19 protein-coding genes are annotated in these 21,131 nt (G+C 72.2%); 8 read left to right on the plus strand and 11 right to left on the minus strand.

What is annotated here, in order from left to right; translation table 11 throughout:
* Positions 1-44 precede the first annotated feature (44 nt).
* The 4 genes from U5911_RS05215 (at position 45) to thrC (ending at position 6,136) form a co-directional block, all read left to right on the plus strand.
* A complete protein-coding gene (locus U5911_RS05215; RefSeq protein WP_336035892.1) occupies positions 45-209 on the plus strand; it encodes a DUF7556 family protein in 165 nt (54 codons plus the stop codon).
* An 89-nt stretch (positions 210-298) separates the two neighbouring features.
* Positions 299-718, plus strand: coding sequence for a PPC domain-containing DNA-binding protein (locus tag U5911_RS05220; protein ID WP_336035893.1), 420 nt, complete (start codon positions 299-301; stop codon positions 716-718).
* Positions 718-4,797 (plus strand): DNA-directed DNA polymerase II large subunit, encoded by a 4,080-nt coding sequence (locus U5911_RS05225; RefSeq protein ID WP_336035894.1) that lies wholly within the window; start codon positions 718-720, stop codon positions 4,795-4,797. Before U5911_RS05220 ends, U5911_RS05225 begins: the two co-directional genes overlap by 1 nt.
* Before the next feature lie 112 nt (positions 4,798-4,909).
* Complete coding sequence (gene thrC / locus U5911_RS05230; RefSeq protein WP_336035895.1) at positions 4,910-6,136, plus strand: threonine synthase; 1,227 nt, start codon at positions 4,910-4,912, stop codon at positions 6,134-6,136.
* A gap of 95 nt (positions 6,137-6,231) precedes the next feature.
* On the opposite strand, the gene U5911_RS05235 is transcribed toward thrC, so the two are convergent.
* A complete protein-coding gene (locus U5911_RS05235) occupies positions 6,232-7,017 on the minus strand; it encodes a creatininase family protein (protein ID WP_336035896.1) in 786 nt (261 codons plus the stop codon).
* A gap of 195 nt (positions 7,018-7,212) precedes the next feature.
* Positions 7,213-8,331 (minus strand): GNAT family N-acetyltransferase, encoded by a 1,119-nt coding sequence (locus U5911_RS05240; protein ID WP_336035897.1) that lies wholly within the window; start codon positions 8,329-8,331, stop codon positions 7,213-7,215.
* Between the two features lie 147 nt (positions 8,332-8,478).
* Between U5911_RS05240 and U5911_RS05245 the strand changes: the two genes are divergently transcribed.
* Positions 8,479-8,772: a DUF7130 family rubredoxin-like protein gene (locus U5911_RS05245; protein ID WP_336035898.1), complete on the plus strand. Its 294-nt coding sequence runs from the start codon at positions 8,479-8,481 to the stop codon at positions 8,770-8,772.
* Between the two features lie 254 nt (positions 8,773-9,026).
* On the opposite strand, the gene U5911_RS05250 is transcribed toward U5911_RS05245, so the two are convergent.
* Both U5911_RS05250 and U5911_RS05255 read right to left on the minus strand, forming a co-directional pair.
* On the minus strand, positions 9,027-9,377 hold the full coding sequence (locus U5911_RS05250) for a NifU family protein (protein WP_336035899.1): 351 nt from the start codon (positions 9,375-9,377) through the stop codon (positions 9,027-9,029).
* Between the two features lie 79 nt (positions 9,378-9,456).
* Positions 9,457-9,786 carry a DUF5783 family protein gene (locus tag U5911_RS05255; RefSeq protein WP_336035900.1) on the minus strand — a complete coding sequence of 110 codons (330 nt, stop codon included), beginning with the start codon at positions 9,784-9,786 and terminating at the stop codon, positions 9,457-9,459.
* Positions 9,787-10,647: 861 nt separating this feature from the next.
* Between U5911_RS05255 and U5911_RS05260 the strand changes: the two genes are divergently transcribed.
* The 3 genes from U5911_RS05260 to U5911_RS05270 all read left to right on the plus strand — a co-directional run bounded on the left by U5911_RS05260 (position 10,648) and on the right by U5911_RS05270 (position 13,507).
* A complete protein-coding gene (locus U5911_RS05260; protein ID WP_336035901.1) occupies positions 10,648-11,148 on the plus strand; it encodes a cation:proton antiporter regulatory subunit in 501 nt (166 codons plus the stop codon).
* A 3-nt stretch (positions 11,149-11,151) separates the two neighbouring features.
* A complete protein-coding gene (locus tag U5911_RS05265) occupies positions 11,152-12,372 on the plus strand; it encodes a cation:proton antiporter (RefSeq protein ID WP_336035902.1) in 1,221 nt (406 codons plus the stop codon).
* A 79-nt stretch (positions 12,373-12,451) separates the two neighbouring features.
* Positions 12,452-13,507 (plus strand): dipeptidase, encoded by a 1,056-nt coding sequence (locus tag U5911_RS05270; RefSeq protein WP_336035903.1) that lies wholly within the window; start codon positions 12,452-12,454, stop codon positions 13,505-13,507.
* 25 nt (positions 13,508-13,532) lie between these two features.
* Here the strand turns inward: U5911_RS05270 and U5911_RS05275 are convergent, their stop codons facing one another.
* The 7 genes from U5911_RS05275 to hemL all read right to left on the minus strand — a co-directional run bounded on the left by U5911_RS05275 (position 13,533) and on the right by hemL (position 20,535).
* Positions 13,533-14,939: a DHH family phosphoesterase gene (locus U5911_RS05275; RefSeq protein ID WP_336035904.1), complete on the minus strand. Its 1,407-nt coding sequence runs from the start codon at positions 14,937-14,939 to the stop codon at positions 13,533-13,535.
* Positions 14,940-15,125: 186 nt separating this feature from the next.
* Positions 15,126-15,887 (minus strand): uroporphyrinogen-III synthase, encoded by a 762-nt coding sequence (locus tag U5911_RS05280; protein ID WP_336035905.1) that lies wholly within the window; start codon positions 15,885-15,887, stop codon positions 15,126-15,128.
* On the minus strand, positions 15,884-16,615 hold the full coding sequence (gene cobA, locus U5911_RS05285; RefSeq protein ID WP_336035906.1) for a uroporphyrinogen-III C-methyltransferase: 732 nt from the start codon (positions 16,613-16,615) through the stop codon (positions 15,884-15,886). Before cobA ends, U5911_RS05280 begins: the two co-directional genes overlap by 4 nt.
* Positions 16,615-17,817 carry a hydroxymethylbilane synthase gene (hemC, locus tag U5911_RS05290; RefSeq protein WP_336035907.1) on the minus strand — a complete coding sequence of 401 codons (1,203 nt, stop codon included), beginning with the start codon at positions 17,815-17,817 and terminating at the stop codon, positions 16,615-16,617. The genes cobA and hemC overlap by 1 nt, the downstream gene beginning before the upstream one ends.
* Positions 17,818-17,890: 73 nt before the next feature.
* On the minus strand, positions 17,891-18,466 hold the full coding sequence (locus U5911_RS05295) for a hypothetical protein (protein ID WP_336035908.1): 576 nt from the start codon (positions 18,464-18,466) through the stop codon (positions 17,891-17,893).
* Between the two features lie 112 nt (positions 18,467-18,578).
* Complete coding sequence (locus U5911_RS05300; RefSeq protein ID WP_336035909.1) at positions 18,579-19,133, minus strand: hypothetical protein; 555 nt, start codon at positions 19,131-19,133, stop codon at positions 18,579-18,581.
* A 64-nt stretch (positions 19,134-19,197) separates the two neighbouring features.
* Complete coding sequence (gene hemL, locus U5911_RS05305) at positions 19,198-20,535, minus strand: glutamate-1-semialdehyde 2,1-aminomutase (protein ID WP_336035910.1); 1,338 nt, start codon at positions 20,533-20,535, stop codon at positions 19,198-19,200.
* Positions 20,536-21,131: the final 596 nt, after the last annotated feature.

A 21,131-nucleotide genomic window follows, 5' to 3' on the forward strand; every position in this document is an offset into this window, starting at 1 on the left:
ATCCGACGCGCTTAAGTACAGGGTGTGACGTTGTATCACACGTCATGTCGACTGACGCCGCTCGGCCGACGCCCGACGGGACTGACGTGATGGCCTCACTGGACGACGAGGGCCCCGAGTCCCGACTCGTCATCGCGGACATCTCCCGCGACGAGGCCTGGGTATCGGTCACCGAGGCGGCGGCGACGCCGCTGTCCGCCTGGCGGTAACGCGGCACTACCGACGCCCCGCCCCGCGGCGCACCGCGCGCTCCGCGGAGACGGCAGGACTTTTGCTCGCTCGCGTCCTTGGCGCTCCCATGAACGTCCGCGAAGTCAGCGGCGGCCGCGAGTTCGTCGCGCGACTCGACCACGGCGCCGACTGGCGCGAGGAACTGGAGTCGCTGGCCGACGACCGGGACCTCGACGCCGCCTGGTTCGTCGGGATGGGCGCGGTCCAGGACGCCGAACTCTGGTACTACGACCAGGACGACTTCGAGTACCGGCCCGCGCGCTTCGAGGAACCCCTCGAGGTGGCTGGCTGCGTCGGTAACCTCGCCCTACTCGACGGCGAGCCGTTCGCGCACACGCACGTGACACTGTCTAGACGGTCGGGGCAGGCGCTGGCCGGCCACCTCGACCGCGCGACCGTCTTCGCCGGCGAGGTGTACGTCCGCGAACTCGACACCGAGCTCGTGCGCGAGCACGACGACGCCACCGACCTCGACCTCTGGCTGTAATGCGGCCGGAGGACGAGGCGTACTTCGAGTCCCTGGAGGCCGGCCTCGAGGAGGCGACGGCGGTCGCCGAGGCCGCCAAGCAGCGCGGCGAGGACCCGGAGCCCGAGGTGGAGATTCCGACCGCCCGGGACATGGCCGACCGCGTGGAGAACATCCTCGGCATCGACGGCGTCGCCGAGCGCGTCCGCGAACTCGAGGGCGAGATGGCCCGCGAGGAGGCGGCCCTCGAGCTCGTCGAGGACTTCGTCGAGGGCACCGTCGGCGACTACGAGACGAAGGCCGGGAAGGTCGAGGGCGCGGTCCGCACCGCGGTCGCGCTCCTCACCGAGGGCGTGGTCGCCGCGCCGATCGAGGGCATCGACCGCGTGGAGGTCAACGCCAACGACGACGGCACCGAGTACGTCGCCGTCTACTACGCCGGCCCCATCCGCTCGGCGGGCGGCACCGCGCAGGCCCTCTCGGTGCTCGTCGCCGACTACGCGCGCTCGCTGCTGGACATCGACGAGTTCGAGCCCAGGGACGAGGAGATCGAGCGGTACGCCGAGGAGGTCGCGCTGTACGACAGCGAGACCGGCCTCCAGTACTCGCCGAAGGACGCGGAGACGAAGTTCATCACCGAGCACTGCCCCGTGATGCTGGACGGCGAGGCGACCGGCGACGAGGAGGTCGACGGCTTCCGCGACCTCGAGCGCGTCGCCACGAACTCGCCGAGGGGCGGCATGTGTCTCGTGCTCGCGGAGGGCATCGCGCTGAAGGCGCCGAAGATCCAGCGGTACACCCGCGACCTCGAGGAGGTCGAGTGGCCGTGGCTCCAGGACCTCATCGACGGCACCGTCGGCGAGGACGGCGAGGCCGACCAGGGGGAGGACTCGGAGAACGCGAGCGGCGGCGCCGCGAGCGACGAAGCGGACGCCACCCGGGCCGACGCCGACGCCGACGACCCGGACGGCCCGCCGCGCGTCGACCCCTCGAAGAAGTTCCTGCGGGACCTCATCGCCGGCCGGCCCGTCTTCGGTCACCCCTCGAAGGAGGGCGGATTCCGCCTGCGGTACGGCCGCGCGCGCAACCACGGGTTCGCGACCGCGGGCATCCACCCCGCGACGATGCACCTCGTCGACGACTTCCTCGCGACCGGCACCCAGATCAAGACCGAGCGCCCCGGGAAGGCGGCGGGCATCGTCCCCGTCGACTCCATCGAGGGGCCGACCGTGAAGCTCGCGAACGGCGACGTCCGCCGCATCGACGACCCCGAGGAGGCCCTCGAGGTGCGCAACGGCGTCGAGGAGATCCTGGACGTCGGCGAGTACCTCGTGAACTTCGGCGAGTTCGTCGAGAACAACCACGATCTGGCGCCCGCGAGCTACGCGCCCGAGTGGTGGGTGCAGGACCTCGACGCCGCCGGCGCGGACGTGCAGGCGCTCCGGGACTCGCCGTACGTCGACCTCGAGGCGCCCGCGGCCGACCAGGCCCTGGAGTGGGCGACCGACTACGACGCCCCCCTCCACCCGGCGTACACGTACCTCTGGCACGACGTCGACGTCGCGGACTTCGTGGCGCTCGCGGACGCGGTCGCGGCCGGCCGCCTCGAGGACGACGGGGCCGACGGCACGCTCGTCGTGGAGCACGCGGCCGCCGTCCGGCAGTCCCTCGAAGCCCTGCTCGTCGAACACCACCAGGGCGACGACGAACTCCGGATCCCGGACTGGCGGCCGCTCGCGCGCTCGCTCGGCGTCGACGACGACCTCCGGCGCACGTGGACGGAGCTGAGCGCGGACGCCCGCGAGTGGCCGAACGCCCTCGCCGCAGTCAACGAGGTCGCGCCCTTCGAGGTCCGCGAGCGCGCCCCCACGCGCATCGGCAACCGCATGGGCCGCCCGGAGAAGTCCGAGTCCCGGGACCTCTCGCCGGCCGTTCACACGCTCTTCCCCATCGGCGAGGCCGGCGGCAGCCAGCGCGACGTCAGCGAGGCCGCCCGGCACGCCCCCGAGATGAGCGACACGCCCGGCGAGGTCGACGTCCAGCTCGGCGTCCGCGAGTGCCCGGACTGCGGCGACCAGACCTACGACGCGCGCTGCGAGGACTGCGGCGCGTGGACCGACCCCCACTACGAGTGCCCCGACTGCGGCATCGAGGGCGAACCCGACGAGTCCGGGCGCGTCGAGTGCCCGCGCTGCGAGCGCGACCTCGACAACGTCGCGGTCCAGACCGTCGACGTCGGCGCCGAGTACCGGGACGCCCTCCGCGCGGTCGGCGAGCGCGAGAACGCCTTCGACGTCCTCAAGGGCGTCAAGGGGCTGTCCTCCGCGGAGAAGGTCCCCGAGCCCATGGAGAAGGGCGTCCTCCGCGCGAAACACGGCGTCACGTCGTTCAAGGACGGCACCGTCCGCTACGACATGACCGACCTCCCCGTCACGTCGGTCCGCCCGAGCGAACTCGACGTCACCGTCGAGCACTTCCGCGAGCTCGGCTACGAGGAGGACGTCCGCGGCGACCCCCTCGAGCACGACGACCAGCTGGTCGAACTCCGCGTGCAGGACGTCGTCCTCTCGGACGGCGCCGCCGACCACATGCTCAAGACCGCGGCCTTCGTCGACGACCTCCTCACCCAGTACTACGGCCTCGACGCCTTCTACGAGCTCGAGGACCGCGAGGACCTCGTCGGCGAGCTCGTCTTCGGCATGGCGCCCCACACCTCCGCCGCCGTCGTCGGCAGAATCGTCGGGTTCACGTCGGCGTCCGTCGGGTACGCGCACCCGTACTTCCACGCGGCGAAGCGCCGGAACTGCTTCCACCCCGAGACGAAGGTGTGGTTCGAGGACGAGGACGGCGAGTGGCACTACGACGAGATCGAGCCGTTCGTCGAGGACCGCCTCGACCCCGAGACCGCCGACGAGGACGAATTCGGCGCGCTCGTGCAGGAACTGGACGGCGACGTGTTCGTGCCGTCGGTGGACGAGAACGGCGACGTGGTGTGCAAGCCAGTCGAGGCCGTCTCGAAACACCCGGCGCCCGACCACGTGGTTCGCATCGAGACCGACTCCGGCCGTGAACTCACCGTGACGCCCGACCACGAAATCCAGTACTGGACCGGGACCGGCGTCGACAGCGCCGAGGCACGCGAACTCGACGGCGACGAGACCCTGCTGTCGAACACCCGCCTCGAATCGCCGACCGAACCCGGCACGACCGCGGCCGCCGACGGCGGGTCGACAGTTCACGACGACGTCTCGGACATCGAATACGTGCCCGCCGACACCGACCACACGTACTGTCTCACGGTCGCCGACACGCACTCGCTGTTCGCGAACGGAATCGCCGCGAAGCAGTGCGACGGCGACGAGGACTGCGTGATGTTGCTGATGGACGGTCTCATCAACTTCTCGAAGTCGTACCTGCCCGACAAGAGGGGCGGGCGAATGGACGCGCCGCTGGTGATGTCCTCCCGGATCGACCCCACGGAGATCGACGACGAGGCGCACAACATGGACGTCGTCGAACGGTACCCACGGGAGTTCTACGAGGCGACGCGGCGCATGGAGGACCCCGGGGAGTGGGAAAACGAGGTCACCATCGCGGAGGCGAACCTCGGCACGGACCGCGAGTACACGGACTTCGCGCACACCCACGACACGTCGAACATCCACCTCGGACCGGAGCTGTCGGCGTACAAGACCCTCGGGTCGATGATGGAGAAGATGGACGCCCAGCTGGAGCTCGCGCGGAAGCTGCGCGCGGTCGACGAGACGGACGTCGCCGAGCGCGTCATCGAGTACCACTTCCTCCCGGACCTCATCGGGAACCTCCGGGCGTTCAGCCGCCAGGAGACGCGGTGTCTGGACTGCGGCGAGAAGTACCGGCGGATGCCCCTGACGGGGGACTGCCGGGAGTGCGGCGGCCAGGTGAACCTCACCGTCCACGAGGGCTCCGTGAACAAGTACATGGACACCGCCATCACGGTCGCCGAGGAGTACGACTGCCGCGAGTACACGAAACAGCGCCTCGAGGTCCTCCAGAACAGCCTCGAGTCCGTGTTCGAGAACGACAAGAACAAACAGAGCGGCATCGCGGACTTCATGTAACTCGTCGCGCGCACGCGACGCGCTCGCGGGTGGCCAACCCACGCGCGACCGAGCGACTCCGTTTCGCGCCACACGCGGGAGCGTTCATTACAGTTCCGCACGATGCGGACGCATGGACCACGTGACGCACTTGGAGTGCGTGCTCTGCGGGGCGACGTACGACCCGGAGCAGGTCATCTACACCTGCCCGAACCACGAGGGCGTGAAGGGCATCCTGGACGTCCACTACGACTACGACGTCGTCCTCGACCGCTTCGACGCCGCCCTCGACGGCAACGTCGCCAGCCAGTGGAAGTACGAGGCGTTCCTGCCAGTCTCCGAGGACGCCGACGTCGTCACGCTCCAGGAAGGCGGGACAGCCGTCCACGAGACGCCGACGCTCGGTGCTGAGCTCGGTGTCACCGCGTCAGTCAAGGATGACGGCGAGAACCCGACAGGCGTCCTCAAAGACCGGGCGACGAGCGTCGCAGTGACGAAAGCGAAACACGCCGGTCGCGACGTCGTCACCTGTGCCTCGACTGGCAACGCCGCGGCCTCCCTCGCGGGCTACGCGGCGCGCGGCGGACTGAGCTGTCGGATCTTCGTTCCGGAGGACGCCCCGGCCGGCAAGCTCACCCAGCCCCTCGTGTACGGTGCAGACGTCCTGGGTGTTCGAGGGAGCTACGACGAGGCCTACGACCTCAGCCTGGACGTGACCGACGAGTTCGGGTGGTACAACCGCAATGCGGCGATCAACCCGTTCCAGGTCGAGGGCAAGCGGACCGTCGGGCACGAGATCGCCGAACAGACCAGCGGCGATCTACCGGACTGGGTGGTGTTCGCGATGGGGGACGGCTGCACGGTCGCCGGCGCGTGGAAGGGACTCCGCGAGTTCGCCGACCTCGGCCTCGTCGAGGAGACGCCGAAGCTGCTCGGCGTGCAGTCCGCGGGCGCGAGCGCGATCCACGACGCGTTCCACGGCCACGAGGACGCGACTGCTGTCGCGGAGACGGTCGCAGACAGTATCGAGGTCTCTCGCCCGCGAAACACGGTCAAGGCGTGTCGGGCCCTCGAGGAGAGCGGCGGGACCGCGGTCACGGTCTCGGACGAGGAGATCCTTCGCGCGGAAGCACTGCTCGGCCGTACCGAGGGGCTGTTCGCCGAACCGGCCGGCGCCGCTCCGATCGCTGGCGTCCGGACGGCCCGGGCGGAGGGAGTTATCGGCGACGGCGAGTCGGTCCTGATGGTCGTCACCGGGAACGGGCTCAAGGACCCCGAGAGCGTACGGAGTGTGACAGACGACGTCGTCTCGATCGAGCCCGCCCTCGGGGACGTGGTCGACCGCTACGGGCGAGGCTAACGGGGCCGGGGAGTTCGTCTCCGCGACTCGCCCGGGCCACGGCGTGTTCTGGCACGCCCCGCGGTAGAGCCGCCGCACGGGAAAGCGACGGCGCGTCAGGACCCGTCGAGTGCTTCGACGAGCATCGAGACGTTCTCGACTGCGTCGTCGACGAGCTCGCGTCCAGCCTCACTGGTCGCCGCGGTCGGGTCACCGACGTTCCCGGCGTCGGTCAACGCCGCCATCTCCTCGGGAGTGAACGCCGTTCCGACCCGGTTGTCGGCGTACGCGTCGTATCCGAGCAGCGGCGGCAGGTCGACGGACGGGTCGACCGCCTCCGCCCGGTCCATGTGGACGGTGTCGGGCTCGAGTTCCAGCATGCACGCCGTCTCGAACTCGGCAGCGTGGAACGCGACCGCCGACGTGCGGACGCGCTCGGCGGCGTCCCGGAACACAGACACGAGCGGAACGTGAAACGCCTCCATTCCGTGGTCGTTTTTCAGCTCCCGAACCACGATCTCTAGCTCCGGGTCCTGGGCGAGGTAGTGGCCGTTCAACAGCAGGACGTTCTCCACGCCCCAGTCGCCCGCCGACGCACAGACGTCCCGGACGTAGTGCTGGAACGTCTCCGACTCGACGGTGAAAGTGCCCGGCTTGAAGGTGTGGTGGGGGCTGACGCCGTACCAGACCGGGGGTGCGAGCAGACAGCCGGTGCGTTCCGCCACTCGTTCGGCGATTCCGTCCGGCATGAAGACGTCCACCCCGAGCGGGAGGTGGTGGCCGTGCTGTTCCGTGTTCCCGACCGCGAGCAGCATCGTCTGTGTCTCCTCGATGGCCGCCTCGACTTCCGGCCAGGTCATCTCGGACAGCCGGTACACGCCGGAACCCCCACTAGATGGCATACGTTACCAACTGACTATGGTCGTATATAGCTGTAGCTCCGACGGGAAACCGGCCACTACCGCGAGCCGGGCGCACGGTTCTCGCCGACGTCGAACCGGCAAACCGGTCTCCGGCACGGTGGCGTTCCGACGCGACGACCCACGCCGACAGGTCGAGCCCGAACAGAACGGGTCTCCGACCGGCCACGGCGCCGGTTACTCGACGTCGCGGTCGGCGAGCGCGAGCGTCCAACCGTCGGCGTCGAAGACGTCCGCGCCGACGCGGCCCGCTTCCGGGTCGGGCAGCGGGCGGACGACGTGGGTCGTCGTGGTCGCACACCGCGAGAGCGGGAAGCGGTCGTCCCGGAGGAAGCCGCGGCGGCCGAGGACGCCGGGGAACGGCCGCGCGGCCGCCGAGACGACGTCGACGTCGGCGAGGTCGGCGAGCGCGGCGTCGAGCGCCGCCGCGAACGCCGGCGCGCGCGACGGAATCGTGGTCATCGGCTGCACGTCGAGCAGCAGCGCCTTCGCGGTGCCGTCGACGGTCTCGCGGCCGACCGCGAGCGTCGCCGCGGGGCGGTCGTCGCGGCGCGCGACGTACGTGGCGACGTCCCAGTGGGGGTTCGCGAACCGCCAGTCGAGGTACGCCTCCGTCCGCGGGACGTGGACGCCGTCCGGCCGCGTCTCGGAGTAGACGGTCCGGATCGCTCGCGTGGCGGTGCCGGCCACGCGCTCGACGTCGACGTCCGGTGGCGACGAGGTGAGCCGGTCGGCGACGGCGAGACCGGCCCGGACCGGGGGCGTCGCCGCACGCGCGAGCAGCGAGGTGCCTCCGCGGTCGCCCGGACGCCGCCACGCGGCGAGGCCGGACGGGTGCTGGACGCGGTACCGCGTCGGCACCGCCCCCACTTCCGTCCAGTCGAACCGATGGAGGCCGGGCCGGAGCGCGTCGGTGGGGAAGTTGAACAGCAGCGCCGCGCGGTTGGCCGTCCTCGCCAGCAGTCGCTCGGTCATCCGCGTGAAGAGCCCGCGGCGCCGGTGCTCGGGGTGGACGATCCAGTCCACGGGCTGCCGGGCGGCGACGGTCCCGGCGGGTGTCGCGAGCGGGAGCGCCAGCAGCGGCTCGGCGCCGACCACGCGGCCCGCGCGCTCGGCGACCACCAGCTCGACGCGGTCCGTGAAGGGGTTGTCCGCGAACCGCCAGTCGAACCACGCCGCGCTCTTCGAGCGCCCCCAGACGGCCTCGTACAGCGAGCGGAACGCCTCGCAGTCGTCGGCCCCGCCGGCGCGTATCGAGTAGTCCTCCCCGTCGCTCGTCGCGTCTGCCTGCGCCATCGACGCCGAGTACCGCGGACGACACCTTAGGTAGCCACAGGTTACACCACCCCGGGCTCGCCGCGTCGGACTGGCGGTCGGGCGTCCGTCCGCGTCGGCGTGCCGCCGGCGGTTGCTTTTATTGCTGCCGCCGTCGAACTCCCGGGTATGAGCGAGGACGCCACCAGCGTCGCTCTCGGCGCGACCGTGTACGACGACGACGGCAACGAACTCGGGACGGTCCGCGGGTTCGACGACGACGGCTTCTTTGTGACGACCCGCGACGGCGTGAGCGAGCTGTCCATCGAGCACGAGCGCGCCGGCCACGAGTTCGGGGAGGCGGAACTGATGTGGCGGTGCTCGGAGTGCGGCGAGCTCGGCGACCTCCAGGAGTCGTTCCCCGACGAGTGCCCGAACTGCGGCGTCGAGAAGGAAGCGATCTACTACTGGACCGAGGACTGACGGGCCGGGGAGCGGTCTGGCGGCCCGGGACCAGGACTGGCGGCCCGGGACCAGGACTGGCGGCCCGGGACCAGGAGCCGAGGACTGACGGGGTGGGGACTGCGGGTCGAGGACCGGCGGGCGAAGGATTGACGGGCCGGGCGCAGTCGTTGGACTGCTCCGCGGCGAGTCGGCTGGCCCGCGTGCCGTCCGGTCCGCGCCGCGAACGCAGTCGCTGTCGAGTGCGGGAGCGAGCGGAGACGGGAAACGTCTGCCTAGAAGGGCGCCTGCGGGCCTTCGTCGTCCTCGCCGTCGTCGTCGGACTCCTCGCCGGGGAACGACGGACTCATGCCGCCGCTCTCGCCGCCCATGCCCGTGTCGGCGTGGACGGTGTCGATCTCGGGGATCTCCTTGGTCATCCGGGACTTGATCGCCTGAATCGTCATCGGGGAGATGCCACAGCCCGAACACGCGCCGCCGAGCTGGAGGTCGACGACGCCCTCCTCGCGGTCGATGTTCTGGATGGCCGCGGTGCCGCCGTGCATCTGGATCTGGGGGAAGTTCCGCCGGAGGAAGTTGTTGACGCGCTCCTCCAGGTCGTCGCCGCCCTGACTCTCGGTGCTCATGGCTCTGGGTTGGTGCCCCTGCGGCTTAGGCTCTGCGGTGCACGTGTTCGCGGCGGCGTCCCGCCGGCCGACGGCCGCCTCAGGCGTCCTCGCCGACGCCGAACGTCTCCCGGAGCTGTGCTTCCAGCTCCTCGACGTACCGGTCGAGGACCTGCCGGACCTTCTCCTCGCTGGCGACGACGCCCTGGAGCCGGTCGAGTGGGTCCTCCGGGAGGTCGACGGTGAACTCGCCGTCGCCCTCGTAGTGGGGTTCGCTCTCCGCGAGCACGGTCTGGTCGATGCCGTGCACGAGGTCGGAGTCGTACGTCTCGTTCATCTCCTCGAACGCGCGCTTGTACGCGGTCTGGAGCTGCGGGAAGTAGTCGACGTACTTCTCCTCCTCGAACTCCTCGGGCGTGAGCTCGCTCATTGTCCGGGCGTTCGCGTGACTCGTTGAAGTGCGCGTCGGTCCGACGCACTCGCCGGCGCTGCCGGACCGTCTCGAGCCACCCGATCGAGTTCCCCGTCTCGAGCCACCAGGTGGATTCTATATCGTAGAATGCAGTTTACAACTCCCCGCCGGCCCGGCTTTTAAATAGGTCTCGGTGGCGCTGTCCGGCGCGTCCGTTCGTCCCCTCTCCTGGGTCGAGCACTACGGGCCTGCCGTGCTCCGGCCGACTCCGCGCTCCCGATCTCCGGTGACGAGCCAGGCGCGGCCACCGCCGCGACGACTGGGCTGCCGGGCCCGGGGCACACTGGGCTGCCGAACCCGGGGGTCATTAGCGCACGCGCGCGAGTGCGCGTAACTCCGATCACGTGCCGTTCGTCCTCGGCCCCGTTCGGTCAGTTGCGTAGAACTCCTCGGCCAGTAGCCAGAGGGCTCGCCGTAGAGCGCAGTCGAATCGGGTGCCCAGTCGTCGGTGGGTGCGCCCTCGTCCCGGCAGTGCTGTCGCCGACGTGAGACGGCGCGTCCGCCGCGGCCGAGCGACTGCGCCCGGCCGGCCGCAGCCACGGCCGTCTCCGTCGCGTGCGAACTGCCTACTCCCTCCGTCCGCGCTCGGCACTCGTGCGGTCGTCGCTCCCGCCGAACCCGCGTGGGCCATCGCGGAGGCGACTCCGGCGCCGGATCTGTGTGCGGCCGCGTCGGGGTCGTCACCGCCGACCACTCGACGATAAACCCCATAATACGATATAGAATACGCGTGTACGCCTCCGCTCCGGCGACCGGCGCGTCCGCCGGACCGCGCCGCCGGCACGCGGATTTATACGGTTCTCGGCCGGGATTGCACCTATGGTCATCTACGAGGCGGACGTTCCGGGCGTCGGGAAGCGCTACGAGGTCGAAGTCGACGACGGGGAGCGCGCCGTCGTCATCGTCCACCACGACGGCAAACGGGAGCTGTTCCGCCGGCCCGACCCGGACGCCGACGCGGAGAAGCTCTTCGAGTTCACCAGCGAGCAGGCCCGCGAGGTCGCGACGTCCCTCGAGGGGACGGACTTCCAGCCGCTCGACCTCGACGCCGTCGACGTGCCGCTCGGCGGCGCCATCATCGAGTGGGTGGAGGTCCCGGACGGGTCGCCGCTCGCCGGCGAGACCTTCGCCGACGCGAACATCGGCCGGCACACCGGCGTGACGGTCGCCGCCATCCAGCGCGGCGACGAGACGATCGGCAACCCGGGCGCGGACACCACGCTCGAACCCGGTGACATCCTCGTCGTCATCGGGTCCCGCGACGAACAGGACGCGCTCGCGTCCCTGCTGGAGACCGGCGGCGACGGGGGCGGCGACTGACGGATGGCGGACCCGCTCCTGTTCGAGGTCGGCGTCGCGCTCGTCGCGCTCGCCGCCCTCGGGACAGTCGCGCGGTGGGTCGACCAGCCCGTCATCCCCGCGTACATCGCCGCCGGCGTCCTCGTCGGCCCGAACGTGCCGACGAACGTCGGCGGCGTCTCCCTGCAGCTGGTCGCGGACAGCGCGGTCATCGGCACCGTCGCCGAGATCGGGATCGTCCTGCTGTTGTTCTTCCTCGGCCTGGAGTTCAGCGTCGGCACGCTCGTGCGGAACCGCGGCCGGCTCTCGACGGTCGGCGCCGTCGACCTCGCCGTCAACGGCGCCGTCGGCGTCGCGCTCGGTCTCGCCTTCGGGTTCGGACCGGTCGGCGTGGTGCTGGTGGCTGGCGTCGTCTACATCTCCTCTAGCGCCATCGTCACGAAGGCGCTGACGGACGCCGGCTGGCTCGCGAACCCCGAGAGCGAGGTCATCCTCGGCACGCTCGTCGTCGAGGACCTCGTCATCGCGGTCTACCTCGCGGTGGTCGCGGCGCTCGTCGGCGGCGGCGGCGACCTCGCGTCCGCGGCGACGACGGCCGCACAGTCGTTCGTCTTCCTCGGCGTGCTCGCCGCGGTCGCCCACTACGCGACGGACTCCGTGGAGCGCGTGTTCGCCACCAGCGTCGACGAACTGTTCGTGCTGCGGGTCGTCGGCGTCACCGTGCTCGTCGGCGGCGCGGCGCTGCTCGTCGGCGCGAGCGAGGCGGTCGCCGCGTTCTTCGTCGGGACCGCGTTCCACGGCACCGACCTCGCGGGCCGCATCGAGGAGCAGGTGGTGCCCCTGCGGGACGTCTTCGCCGCGGTGTTCTTCTTCTCCGTGGGGCTGGCGACCGACCTCACGGTGGTCGCGGACGTGTGGCCGCTGCTCGCCGCCGCGGTGGCCGCGACGACGCTGTCGAAGCTCTCCAGTGGCTACCTGAGCGGCCGCGTGTACGGCCTCGACCAGCGGCGGTCCGCGCGCGTCGGCCTCGGGCTGGTCGCGCGCGGCGAGTTCTCGCTGATCATCGCGACAATCGCGGCGACGAGCGCGAACCCGGTCGTCCGCGAGGCGGTGCCGGCGTTCGCCGTGGGGTACGTGTTCGCGATGAGCTTCCTCGGCGCGCTCGCGGTCCAGCACGGCGCCGACCTGTCGGCGGCCTTCGACCGCCGGGTCGGCGAGCGCGCGTCCGGCGAGGGGCCGCTGTAGCGCCGCGCGCCCGCCGCCGACCGCGTGCCGCGGCACAAAGGCTGAAGGTGTTCGCCGCGAGTCGGTCTGGGGTCACCAGATGTCCGAGACGCCGCCCGTCTTCGACGGTCACAACGACGCCGCGCTCGCGGTCTGGCGCGGCGAGACGACGTTGGACGCGCTCCGGGACGGCCGCGAGGACGGCCACCTCGACCTGCCGCGGGCGCGCGCCGGCGGCCTCGCCGGCGGCGCGTTCGCGGTGTTCGTCCCCTCCGGGGAGCAGTTCGCCGCGGGCCGCGACGAGAACCGCGTGGAGACGCCCGACGGCTACCGGATTCGGCGGCCGCCGCCGCTCGCGCCGCCGTTCGCCGCCGACGCGGCCGACGAGATGCTCGCCGTCCTCGACGACCTCGTCGCCACCGAGGGCGTGCGGCGCGTCGAGACCGCCGCCGACCTCCGCGCGTGCGTCGACGGCGAGGACTTCGGCGTCCTCGTCCACCTGGAGGGCGCCGAACCCGTTCACCCGTCGCTGTCGAACTTCGACGACTACTACGACCGCGGCGTGCGGTCGCTGGGGCTGGCGTGGAGCCGCCCGACGGCGTTCGCCGACGGCGTGCCGTTCCGGTACCCGAGCGGGCCGGACGTCGGCGGCGGCCTCACCGACCGCGGCCGCCGCCTGGTCGCGCGCTGCAACGACGCCGGCGTGCTCGTCGACTGCGCGCACCTCCCCGAAGCCGGGTTCTGGGACGTCCACGACGCCTCCCGGGACCCCCTGGTCGTCTCGCACGCGGGCGCCCACGAGCAGTGTCACTCCTCGCGGAACCTCACCGACGAGCAACTGGACGCCGTCGCGGACACCGGCGGCCTCGTCGGGCTGACGTTCGCGGCGGGCGCGCTGCGCGCGGACGGCAGCCGCGAGCCGGACGCGCCCGTCGACGAACTCCTGCGGCACGTCGACCACGTCGTCGACCGCGTCGGCGTCGACCACGTCGCGCTCGGATCGGACTTCGACGGCGCGGCGATTCTCGACGGCGTCGGCGACGCCAGCGGCGTCCCCCGGATTTTCGACGCGCTCCGGGACGCGGGCTACGGCGACCGCGACCTGCGGAAGCTCGCCCACGGGAACTGGCTGCGCGTCTGCGAGGCGTCCTGGTAGGGGCGCCGCCGCCCGGCCGCCACAGCTACCCGAGCTGCTCGCGGACGCGCGCGGCGGCCTCGTCGAGGAACTCGCGCTCGCGGCCCTTCGGGACCGTCGCGCCGGCCGCCACGACGTGGCCGCCGCCGTCGCCGCCCACCGCCTGCGAGGCCTCCCGTACCACCACCGAGAGGTCGAGACCGCGGTCGACGAGCCGCGAGGTTCCGCGCGCGGAGACCTTCACCTCGTCGTCGTTCTTGTCGCCGAACCCGACGATAGGGCGGTCGCTCTCCGCGGCGTCGCTGCCCAGCGCCATGCCGGCGACGATGCCGACGATGGTCTCCCGGATGCGGTCTTCGGCGTGGAACCACTGGAGGTTGTCTTCCACCTCGACGCCCTCGCGTCGCACCCAGCCGAGGCCCTCCGAGAGGTTCCGGCGGTGCTCGCGAAGCAGTTCCCGGGCGGCCTCGAGGGGGGCGCCGCGCTCGCCGAGACAGACCGCGAGCCCGACGTCCGCGCGCTCGTAGCGCGCCGTCGCGTTCAGCAGCGTGGAGAACTCGCTGGCGTCCCTGAGTTCGGTGCCGGGCTCCTCGTCGGTGAGCGTGTACGTCGTGCCGACGAGGTCCGTGACGTCGTCGCCGGAGACGCCGTGGCGGACCGCGCGCTTCACGAGCGCGCTCACCACCGTCTGGCGTTCGTCGTGGCCCAGGTCCGCCCACGTCCGCCAGTCGCCGCCGTCGTGGAGGTCCAGGTCGAGGCCGTCGAGGAACCGCACCGCGCCGTTCTCGTCGTTCGTGATGCCGGGGACGTACACCTCGCTGGCGTACTCGAGGAGCTTCGGGAGCGGGCGCGTCTGCGTGCCGTACAGCGCGAGGTCCTTCGCGGTGTCGAGTACGCCCGCCTCGACCCCCTCCGCGGCGATGCTGGTGTTCGCGCCGACGAGCTCGCCGTTCACGGTCTGGCGGTCGCCGACCGCGCCGACGACCGCGAGCGCCGCGAGGTCCCGCGCGTCCGCGCCGAGGAGCGCGCGCGCCAGCACGTAGGTCGCGCCCGCGCCGGACAGCGCTTTCCCGCCGTCGACGCCCTCCAGCAGCGGGTTCAGGTGGTACTCGGTGTCCGCGTCCGCGGGCTGGTGGTGGTCCGCGATTACGGGCGTGAACTCGCCCGCCGCCTCGTGGTCCGTTATCGTCTCGAGCTGGCCGCTGCCGAAGTCCGTGAACAGCACGGTGTCGTGGTCGTGGGCGGCGATGCCCGCGATCTCCTCGCCGTCCAGTTGCTTCGAGAAGACGACGTCGTGGGGGGTTCCGGCGCGCGCGAGCGCGGTCGACGCGATGCCGGCGCTCGTCAGGCCGTCCGCGTCGATGTGGGACGCCAGCAGCACGCTGTCGGCGTCCCGCAGCGCGTCCGCGCACGCCGCCGCCCGCGACTCGAGTTCCGGCACCGGAGCGTCCATCGACGTGAGCTACTGCGCCGTCGCGTATAAACTCCGGCCTCGGGGGCCGGAGCCAAGCGGTCGGTGACACGGTGCCGGAGCCAAGCGGTCGGTGACACGGTGCCGGAGCCAAGCGGTCGGTGACAGGGGGTCAGAGCCAAGCGGTCGGTCCTGCGCGGGCGCCGTACTCGGCCTGCCCCCAGGGGTTCAGAGTTCGTCGCGGACGGCGCGCGCGAGCCGCTCGAAGTCCGCGTCCCCGGGGACGACGTCGACGCCGACGCCGTACTCTTCGGCGGTGTCCCGCGTCGGCGGGCCGATGGCGCCCACGACGGCGTCCTCGAGGCCGGCGAGCGCGTCCGCGCGGCAGCCGCGCTCCTCGGCCGCCTCGAGCCAGTTCGCGACCGTCAGCGACGACGAGAACAGGGCCGCGTCGAGGCCGCCGTCCGCCGCCAGCGCCGCGGAGTCGCCGCTGTCCTCGGGCCGCACCAGCTCGTAGAGGACGGACTCGTGGACGTACGCGCCGGCGGCGTCGAGGCCGTCGGTGAGCACCGCGGAGCCGTGGTCCGAGCGCGCGACCTCGACGCGCGCGCCGTCGACGCGGTCCGCGAGCGCGGCCACGAGGCCGCTGCTCGTGTACTCCTCGGGCACGAGGTCGACCCCCCAGCCAGCGTCTCGGCAGGCGGCCGCGGTCGCGTCGCCGATGGCGCACAGCGCGGCGCCGCCCGGCGTCCACCCCGAATCGGCGGCCAGCTCCACGCCCGTCTTGCTCGTGAGCACGACGTAGTCGGCGTCGCCTCTGGGCGTCTCGCCGGTCGGTTCGACGGCGAGCATCGGGTCCGGCACCGGCTCGACGCCCAGCGACTCCAGGAGGGCGACGGCGTCCCGCAGGCGGTCGTCGGCCGGCCGGAACACCGCGACCGTCGGCCGGTCGCTCCCCGTGGGGGCGCCCGCCCCGGCTCGCTCGCTCATCGCAGGTCCTCCCTGACGCCGGCGACGTCGCCGACGACGGTGACGGCGGGCGGTTCGATGCCGGCCTCGTCGCGCGCGTCGACGATGGTCTCGAGGGTGCCGGTGGCCACCCGCTGGCCGGGCCGCGTCCCCTTCTCGACGAGCGCGACGGGCGTCGACGGGTCCATGCCGGCGTCGAGCAGCGCCCGCGTGTACTCGGGGAGTTTGCCGACGCCCATCAGCACGACGATGGTGCCGCCGGTGTCCGCCAGCGCCTGCCAGTCCACGGCAGACTCGTCCTTCGAGGGGTCCTCGTGGCCCGTGACGAACGACACCGACGACGCGTGGTCGCGGTGCGTGACGGGGATGTCCGCGGCGGCGGGCGCCGCCACGGCGGACGTGATGCCCGGGACGACCTCGAAGGGCACGCCGCGCTCGGCGAGGTAGGCCAGCTCCTCGCCGCCCCTGCCGAACACGAACGGGTCCCCGCCCTTCAGGCGCACCACGTCGTCGCCCGCCTCGGCGAGTTCGACCATCCGGGCGTTGATCTCCGACTGGGGCGTGCGCTCGCCGCCCGCGCGCTTCCCGACGTCCTCGCGCTTCTCCTCGGGGATCTCGCCGAGGATCTCGGGGCCGGGAAGCTTGTCGTGTAACACCACGTCCGCTTCGTCGAGGAGCCGCCGGGCCTTCACGGTCAACAGCTCGGGGTCGCCCGGGCCGCTGCCGACGAGGTAGACGGTGCCCGTCATCAGTCCCTCCGCGCCCGCTCGACGAGGTCGGCGGCGCCGCGCTCGCGGAGGTCCGCCGCGAACGCGCTGGCCTCGCTGGCGTAGTTCTCGGCGGCCAGCTCCCGGGTCTCGCCGACCTGTTCGGTGCCGTCGCGGCTGAACACCTGGACGTCCGTGCGCACGACCGGTCCCTGCACGACCGCGTACACGCCGATGGGCGCGATGCAGCCGCCGCCCAGCCCCTCGAGGACGACGCGCTCGGCGGTCGTCTCCACGCGCGACCGCACGTGCTCGAGGGCGTCCCGGAGGTCGGCGGCGGCGTCGCTGCCCTCGCGGGCCGTCACCGCGAGCGCGCCCTGGCCGGGCGCCGGGACGTGCGTGTCAGTCGGCAGGTCCTCGGTCGGCACGTGCCGGATCAGGCCGGTGCGTTCGAGGCCGACGCGGGCCAGCACCACGGCGTCGTACTCCGTGTCGACGTCGCGCTCCATCGCCGACTGCTCCAGGGGCGACAGCGACGCGAACCACTCCTCGACGGGCCGCTCGAACTCGGCGTTCTGGCGGTTCCCGGGCTCGCTCTCCGTCTGTCCCTCGCCGCCGCCGTCTCCGCCGCCGTCCTCGAGGTTCTCGACCGCCCGTTCGACGGCGTCCTCGTCGCCGTAGTCGCCGCGCTTCTGCTGGCGGGCGTCCGCGCTCTGGCGTTCCTTCTCGGCCTCGGTGCGGCGCTCGTGTTCGGCCTGCAGCCCCGGCGCGAGGAGCTTCTCCACGCGCGTGTCGACGTTCCCCCTGATGGGCTCGACCTCGAGGTCCGGGCGGTGCGCGCGGACCTGCGCGCCGCGCCGCAGGCTCGCCGTGCCAACGACGCTCCCGGCCGGCAGGTCCTCCAGCGGCGTGCCGGCCGGCGTCACGAGCACGTCCCCGGGGTTCTCGCGGCGCGGCACCGCCGCCACCACGAGGCCGTCGGGGACGTCCGTCGGCACGTCCTTCATCGAGTGCACCGCGGCGTCGACGTTCCCCTCGAGGACCTCCTCGTCGAGGGCGCGCACGAACGCGCCCGTCTTCCCGAGGTCCTGGACGAGCGCGTCCGTCACGCGGTCGCCCGTCGTCTCCACCTCCACGAGCTCCACGTCGTGGTGGTGGGCCTCGAGTTCCGCCTTGACCTCGCCGGCCTGCCGGAGCGCCAGGTCCGACCCGCGCGTGGCGAGGCGAATCGCGTCGTCGCTCATACGTCTCCGTCCGCGCGCCGGGTTGAAACCCCCTGCGTTCCCGCGTTCGGCGCGTCGCTCGCTCGCAGCGGCGTCACCGCAGGACCTCGTCGGCGCGGAGCTCCGCCCGCCACTCGCGCAGCGACCCCGGCATCGCGACGCGCTCGCGGCGCTCGCGGAGGTACTCGACGCACAGCCACGACCCGGCGACGGCGCCGACCGCGACGAGGAACAGTCCGAGCCCGCCCGTGTCGAACGCGCTCGACGCGAGCGCGGCCGCGACGCCGTCGAGGGTCAGGACCTCGGCGACGGCGGCGAGCGGCCCGAACCCGTCGAAGAACAGGACGGCGCCGCCGAAGACGACGGCGTCGACGCCGACCGCGAGCCTCGCGTACCCGTCTGTCGGGGTCGGCCAGCCGCCGCCCGCCGCGTCGACGGCGCGCGCGTCCATCCAGAGCGCGAGCGGCAGCGCGAGGAACGCCACCAGCGCCGGCAGTCCGAGCGCCACCGCCGGCAGCGAGACGACGCTCTCCGCCGAGCCCACGACCGCCTCCGGCACCAGCGCGACGACGACGCCGGTCCACAGCGCGCTCACCGCCCAGAACGCCGTCACGACCGGCACCGCCGCCACCCAGTACCACCACCGCGAGTCGACGCGGAGTTCGCTCATACGCCGCGTTAGGGCGCTGGCCGCTTGTACGTCACGCTCCGGCGGGCCGCCCGGGCTTGTACGCCACGCCCCGGCGGGCCGCCCGGTCGGCTTCGCGCGCGACGCCGCCGGGTCAGGGGACGCCCTCGGACTGGTGGCGCCGGTAGAGGTAGTAGACGCCGAGCGGCGCCTGCAGGGGCTGCGCGACGACGCCGACGAGGCCGAGCACGCCGTACAGCTCCGGGTCGGGCTGCCAGTCGCCGGGCGTCTCGGCGACGGCGTCCGCGTCGAGGTAGATGGCGACCGGGAACACCAGGGACAGCAGGCCGCCCACCGCCGCCAGGAACGCGAACAGGACGAACGCGCCGAAGAACCCCAGGCCGACCGGCGCGCCGATTCCCGGCCCGTACTCGGCGCCGGTGAGCGCGAACGCGAACGCCAGCGCTCCGAACAGGAAGCCGGCGACGGTGGCGACGACGTAGAACGCCGGCACCGCCGCGACCCAGTACCACCACCGGGAGTCCGCGGGCGCGCTCGGGGCGTCCGCGGCCGTCCGCTGGTCGGTCTCGCCGTCGCTGCGGTCGACCTCGCCCTCGGTGGGGTCGGAGCCGCCGTCTGGCTCGCCGTCGTCGCGGTCGGTCGGCGCGCGGTCGACGCCGTCGTCGGGGCTGGAGGGCGCGTCGGGCATGGCCGGCAGTTCGACGGGCGCGGACAAAAAGGTGGAGGCGCGACGCGCGGGCGAGTCCCGCCGCTCAGAGCGCTTCGCGGTACGCCTCGATGGTGCGTTCGACGTCCTCGGCGGTGTGGGCGTAGGCGACGAACTGGGACTCGTACTGGTTCTGGGAGAGCAGGACGCCCCGGTCGCGCATCTGCGGCCGGAACACGCGGTTCCAGCGCTCGACGGCGCCGCGCGCGACGTCGGCGCCGGTCTTCGGGCAGTACTCGAAGCGGTCGCAGGACGGCTCCTGCCGGCAGCCGTCATCGCAGGCGCCGGACTGGCTGTCGCCGCCGCGCGTGAACAGCACCTTGAACAGGCTGTCCGTGCCGACGACCGTGTACGCGGGCGCCTGCTCGGCGACCACGTCGCGGAGCCCCTCGCGTAGCTTCCGACCGAGGGCGTTCACGTGCTCGTAGACGTCGTTCTCCGCGGCGAACTCCAGGGTCTCGAGGCCGGCGGCCATCGTCACGGGGTGCCCGGAGAACGTCCCCGCCTGGAAGACGTCGCCGACGGGCGTGAACTGCTCCATGAGGTCGGTGCGGCCGCCGACGGCGCCGACCGGGAAGCCGCCGCCGATGACCTTCCCGAACGTCGTGAGGTCGGGCGTGACGCCGTACTTCGACTGCGCGCAGCCGAGGCCGCCGACGCGGAAGCCCGTGATGACCTCGTCCCAGACGAGGAGCGCGCCGTGCTCGCGCGTGAGGTCCCGCAGCGTCTCGTGGTAGCCGTCGACGGGCGCGACGATGCCCTTGTTCGCGAGGATCGGTTCGACGAGCACGCACGCGACGTCCTCGCCGTGCTCCTCGAAGACCTCGGTGACGGCGTCCTCGTCGTTGAACGGCACGGGAATCGTGTGCTCGGCGAACGCCGCGGGGACGCCGGCGCTGGACGGGCCGCGCTCCGCCGCGTCGCCCTCGACGAGCGTGGACTCCTGGGCGCCGTGGTAGCCGGACTGCATCACGACGATCTTGTCCCGGCCGGTGTGGCCGCGCGCGAGCCGCACCGCGGACGTGGTGGCTTCCGTGCCGGAGTTGACGTACCGCACCATCTCGACGCTGGGGACGTGGCGCGCGAGGAACTCGGCGTGCTCGACCTCCAGTTCCGTGGGGAGGCCGTACATCGGGCCCTCGCTGGCGCGCTGCTGGACGCCGGCCTCGACGGACTCCGGGAGGTCGTGGCCGAGCAGCAGCGGTCCGAGGCCCATCACCCAGTCGACGTAGCGGTTGCCGTCGGCGTCGACGACGTGGCCGCCGTCGCCTCTGCGGACGTACGTGGGGTACGGCTGCGGGGCCGCTCGCACCGAGGAGTTGACGCCGCCGACGAGCACGTCGAGTGCGCGGTCGTAGATGTCGCGGGAGGTCTCGCGGTTCATGGCCGGGTATTCGCGAGTGGGGGTGAAAATACCTGCTGGGTTCCCCCTCGACCTGGTGGTCGCGGGGCCCTCGGAGAGCGGCGTCGCGAGAAAGACGGAACCGTCCGCGGCGCGGACGGGGTCGCCAGCCGCCGGACGCTGTCGCGGGGACAGCCCGCGGGCGGTGGCTGGCACACACGGTGAGCACAGTCCGATGTTCGACCCACGCTCGCTACTGTCCCGGCGGACCACCTCCGTTCGCGTGAGTGATGCGCGAACGTGCGAGCGGCGTCGAGCGCGCCGGCGGGCGCGCGGCCACGAGTGCTGGCAGTGGAGAGTGACGGTGTCGACGGACGGACGTCGGGCGCGCCGACGTGGGCGCGGACGGCCGACGACTGCCACACGCTGGTGTACGACCGTCCACGCTCTCGCCCGATACCGCCGCGTTCGTTCTGCGCATCGACAGTACAGTGACAGCACGTCCCACCACGTAAACCTTTGCTTGACGAATACCGCATTTCTAGCTCCCCGGGTGGACGACCGTCCGAATTACGAGGGAATTTACCGGATATAAGGTCGTATTCTGTCCAGAAATCCGGCCGTCCGGCCACCGAGAC

It is taken from the genome of Halobacterium yunchengense, from assembly GCF_037031165.1.
Lineage (GTDB): Archaea > Halobacteriota > Halobacteria > Halobacteriales > Halobacteriaceae > Halobacterium > Halobacterium yunchengense.

What these genes read in the sequence shown, in the direction of transcription:
- U5911_RS05215 (WP_336035892.1), top strand. Translation starts at nt 45, where the DNA reads ATGTCGACTGACGCCGCTCGGCCGACGCCCGACGGGACTGACGTGATG.
- U5911_RS05220 (WP_336035893.1), top strand. Translation starts at nt 299, where the DNA reads ATGAACGTCCGCGAAGTCAGCGGCGGCCGCGAGTTCGTCGCGCGACTC.
- U5911_RS05225 (WP_336035894.1), top strand. Translation starts at nt 718, where the DNA reads ATGCGGCCGGAGGACGAGGCGTACTTCGAGTCCCTGGAGGCCGGCCTC.
- thrC (WP_336035895.1), top strand. Translation starts at nt 4,910, where the DNA reads ATGGACCACGTGACGCACTTGGAGTGCGTGCTCTGCGGGGCGACGTAC.
- U5911_RS05235 (WP_336035896.1), bottom strand. Translation starts at nt 7,017, where the DNA reads ATGCCATCTAGTGGGGGTTCCGGCGTGTACCGGCTGTCCGAGATGACC.
- U5911_RS05240 (WP_336035897.1), bottom strand. Translation starts at nt 8,331, where the DNA reads ATGGCGCAGGCAGACGCGACGAGCGACGGGGAGGACTACTCGATACGC.
- U5911_RS05245 (WP_336035898.1), top strand. Translation starts at nt 8,479, where the DNA reads ATGAGCGAGGACGCCACCAGCGTCGCTCTCGGCGCGACCGTGTACGAC.
- U5911_RS05250 (WP_336035899.1), bottom strand. Translation starts at nt 9,377, where the DNA reads ATGAGCACCGAGAGTCAGGGCGGCGACGACCTGGAGGAGCGCGTCAAC.
- U5911_RS05255 (WP_336035900.1), bottom strand. Translation starts at nt 9,786, where the DNA reads ATGAGCGAGCTCACGCCCGAGGAGTTCGAGGAGGAGAAGTACGTCGAC.
- U5911_RS05260 (WP_336035901.1), top strand. Translation starts at nt 10,648, where the DNA reads ATGGTCATCTACGAGGCGGACGTTCCGGGCGTCGGGAAGCGCTACGAG.
- U5911_RS05265 (WP_336035902.1), top strand. Translation starts at nt 11,152, where the DNA reads ATGGCGGACCCGCTCCTGTTCGAGGTCGGCGTCGCGCTCGTCGCGCTC.
- U5911_RS05270 (WP_336035903.1), top strand. Translation starts at nt 12,452, where the DNA reads ATGTCCGAGACGCCGCCCGTCTTCGACGGTCACAACGACGCCGCGCTC.
- U5911_RS05275 (WP_336035904.1), bottom strand. Translation starts at nt 14,939, where the DNA reads ATGGACGCTCCGGTGCCGGAACTCGAGTCGCGGGCGGCGGCGTGCGCG.
- U5911_RS05280 (WP_336035905.1), bottom strand. Translation starts at nt 15,887, where the DNA reads ATGAGCGAGCGAGCCGGGGCGGGCGCCCCCACGGGGAGCGACCGGCCG.
- cobA (WP_336035906.1), bottom strand. Translation starts at nt 16,615, where the DNA reads ATGACGGGCACCGTCTACCTCGTCGGCAGCGGCCCGGGCGACCCCGAG.
- hemC (WP_336035907.1), bottom strand. Translation starts at nt 17,817, where the DNA reads ATGAGCGACGACGCGATTCGCCTCGCCACGCGCGGGTCGGACCTGGCG.
- U5911_RS05295 (WP_336035908.1), bottom strand. Translation starts at nt 18,466, where the DNA reads ATGAGCGAACTCCGCGTCGACTCGCGGTGGTGGTACTGGGTGGCGGCG.
- U5911_RS05300 (WP_336035909.1), bottom strand. Translation starts at nt 19,133, where the DNA reads ATGCCCGACGCGCCCTCCAGCCCCGACGACGGCGTCGACCGCGCGCCG.
- hemL (WP_336035910.1), bottom strand. Translation starts at nt 20,535, where the DNA reads ATGAACCGCGAGACCTCCCGCGACATCTACGACCGCGCACTCGACGTG.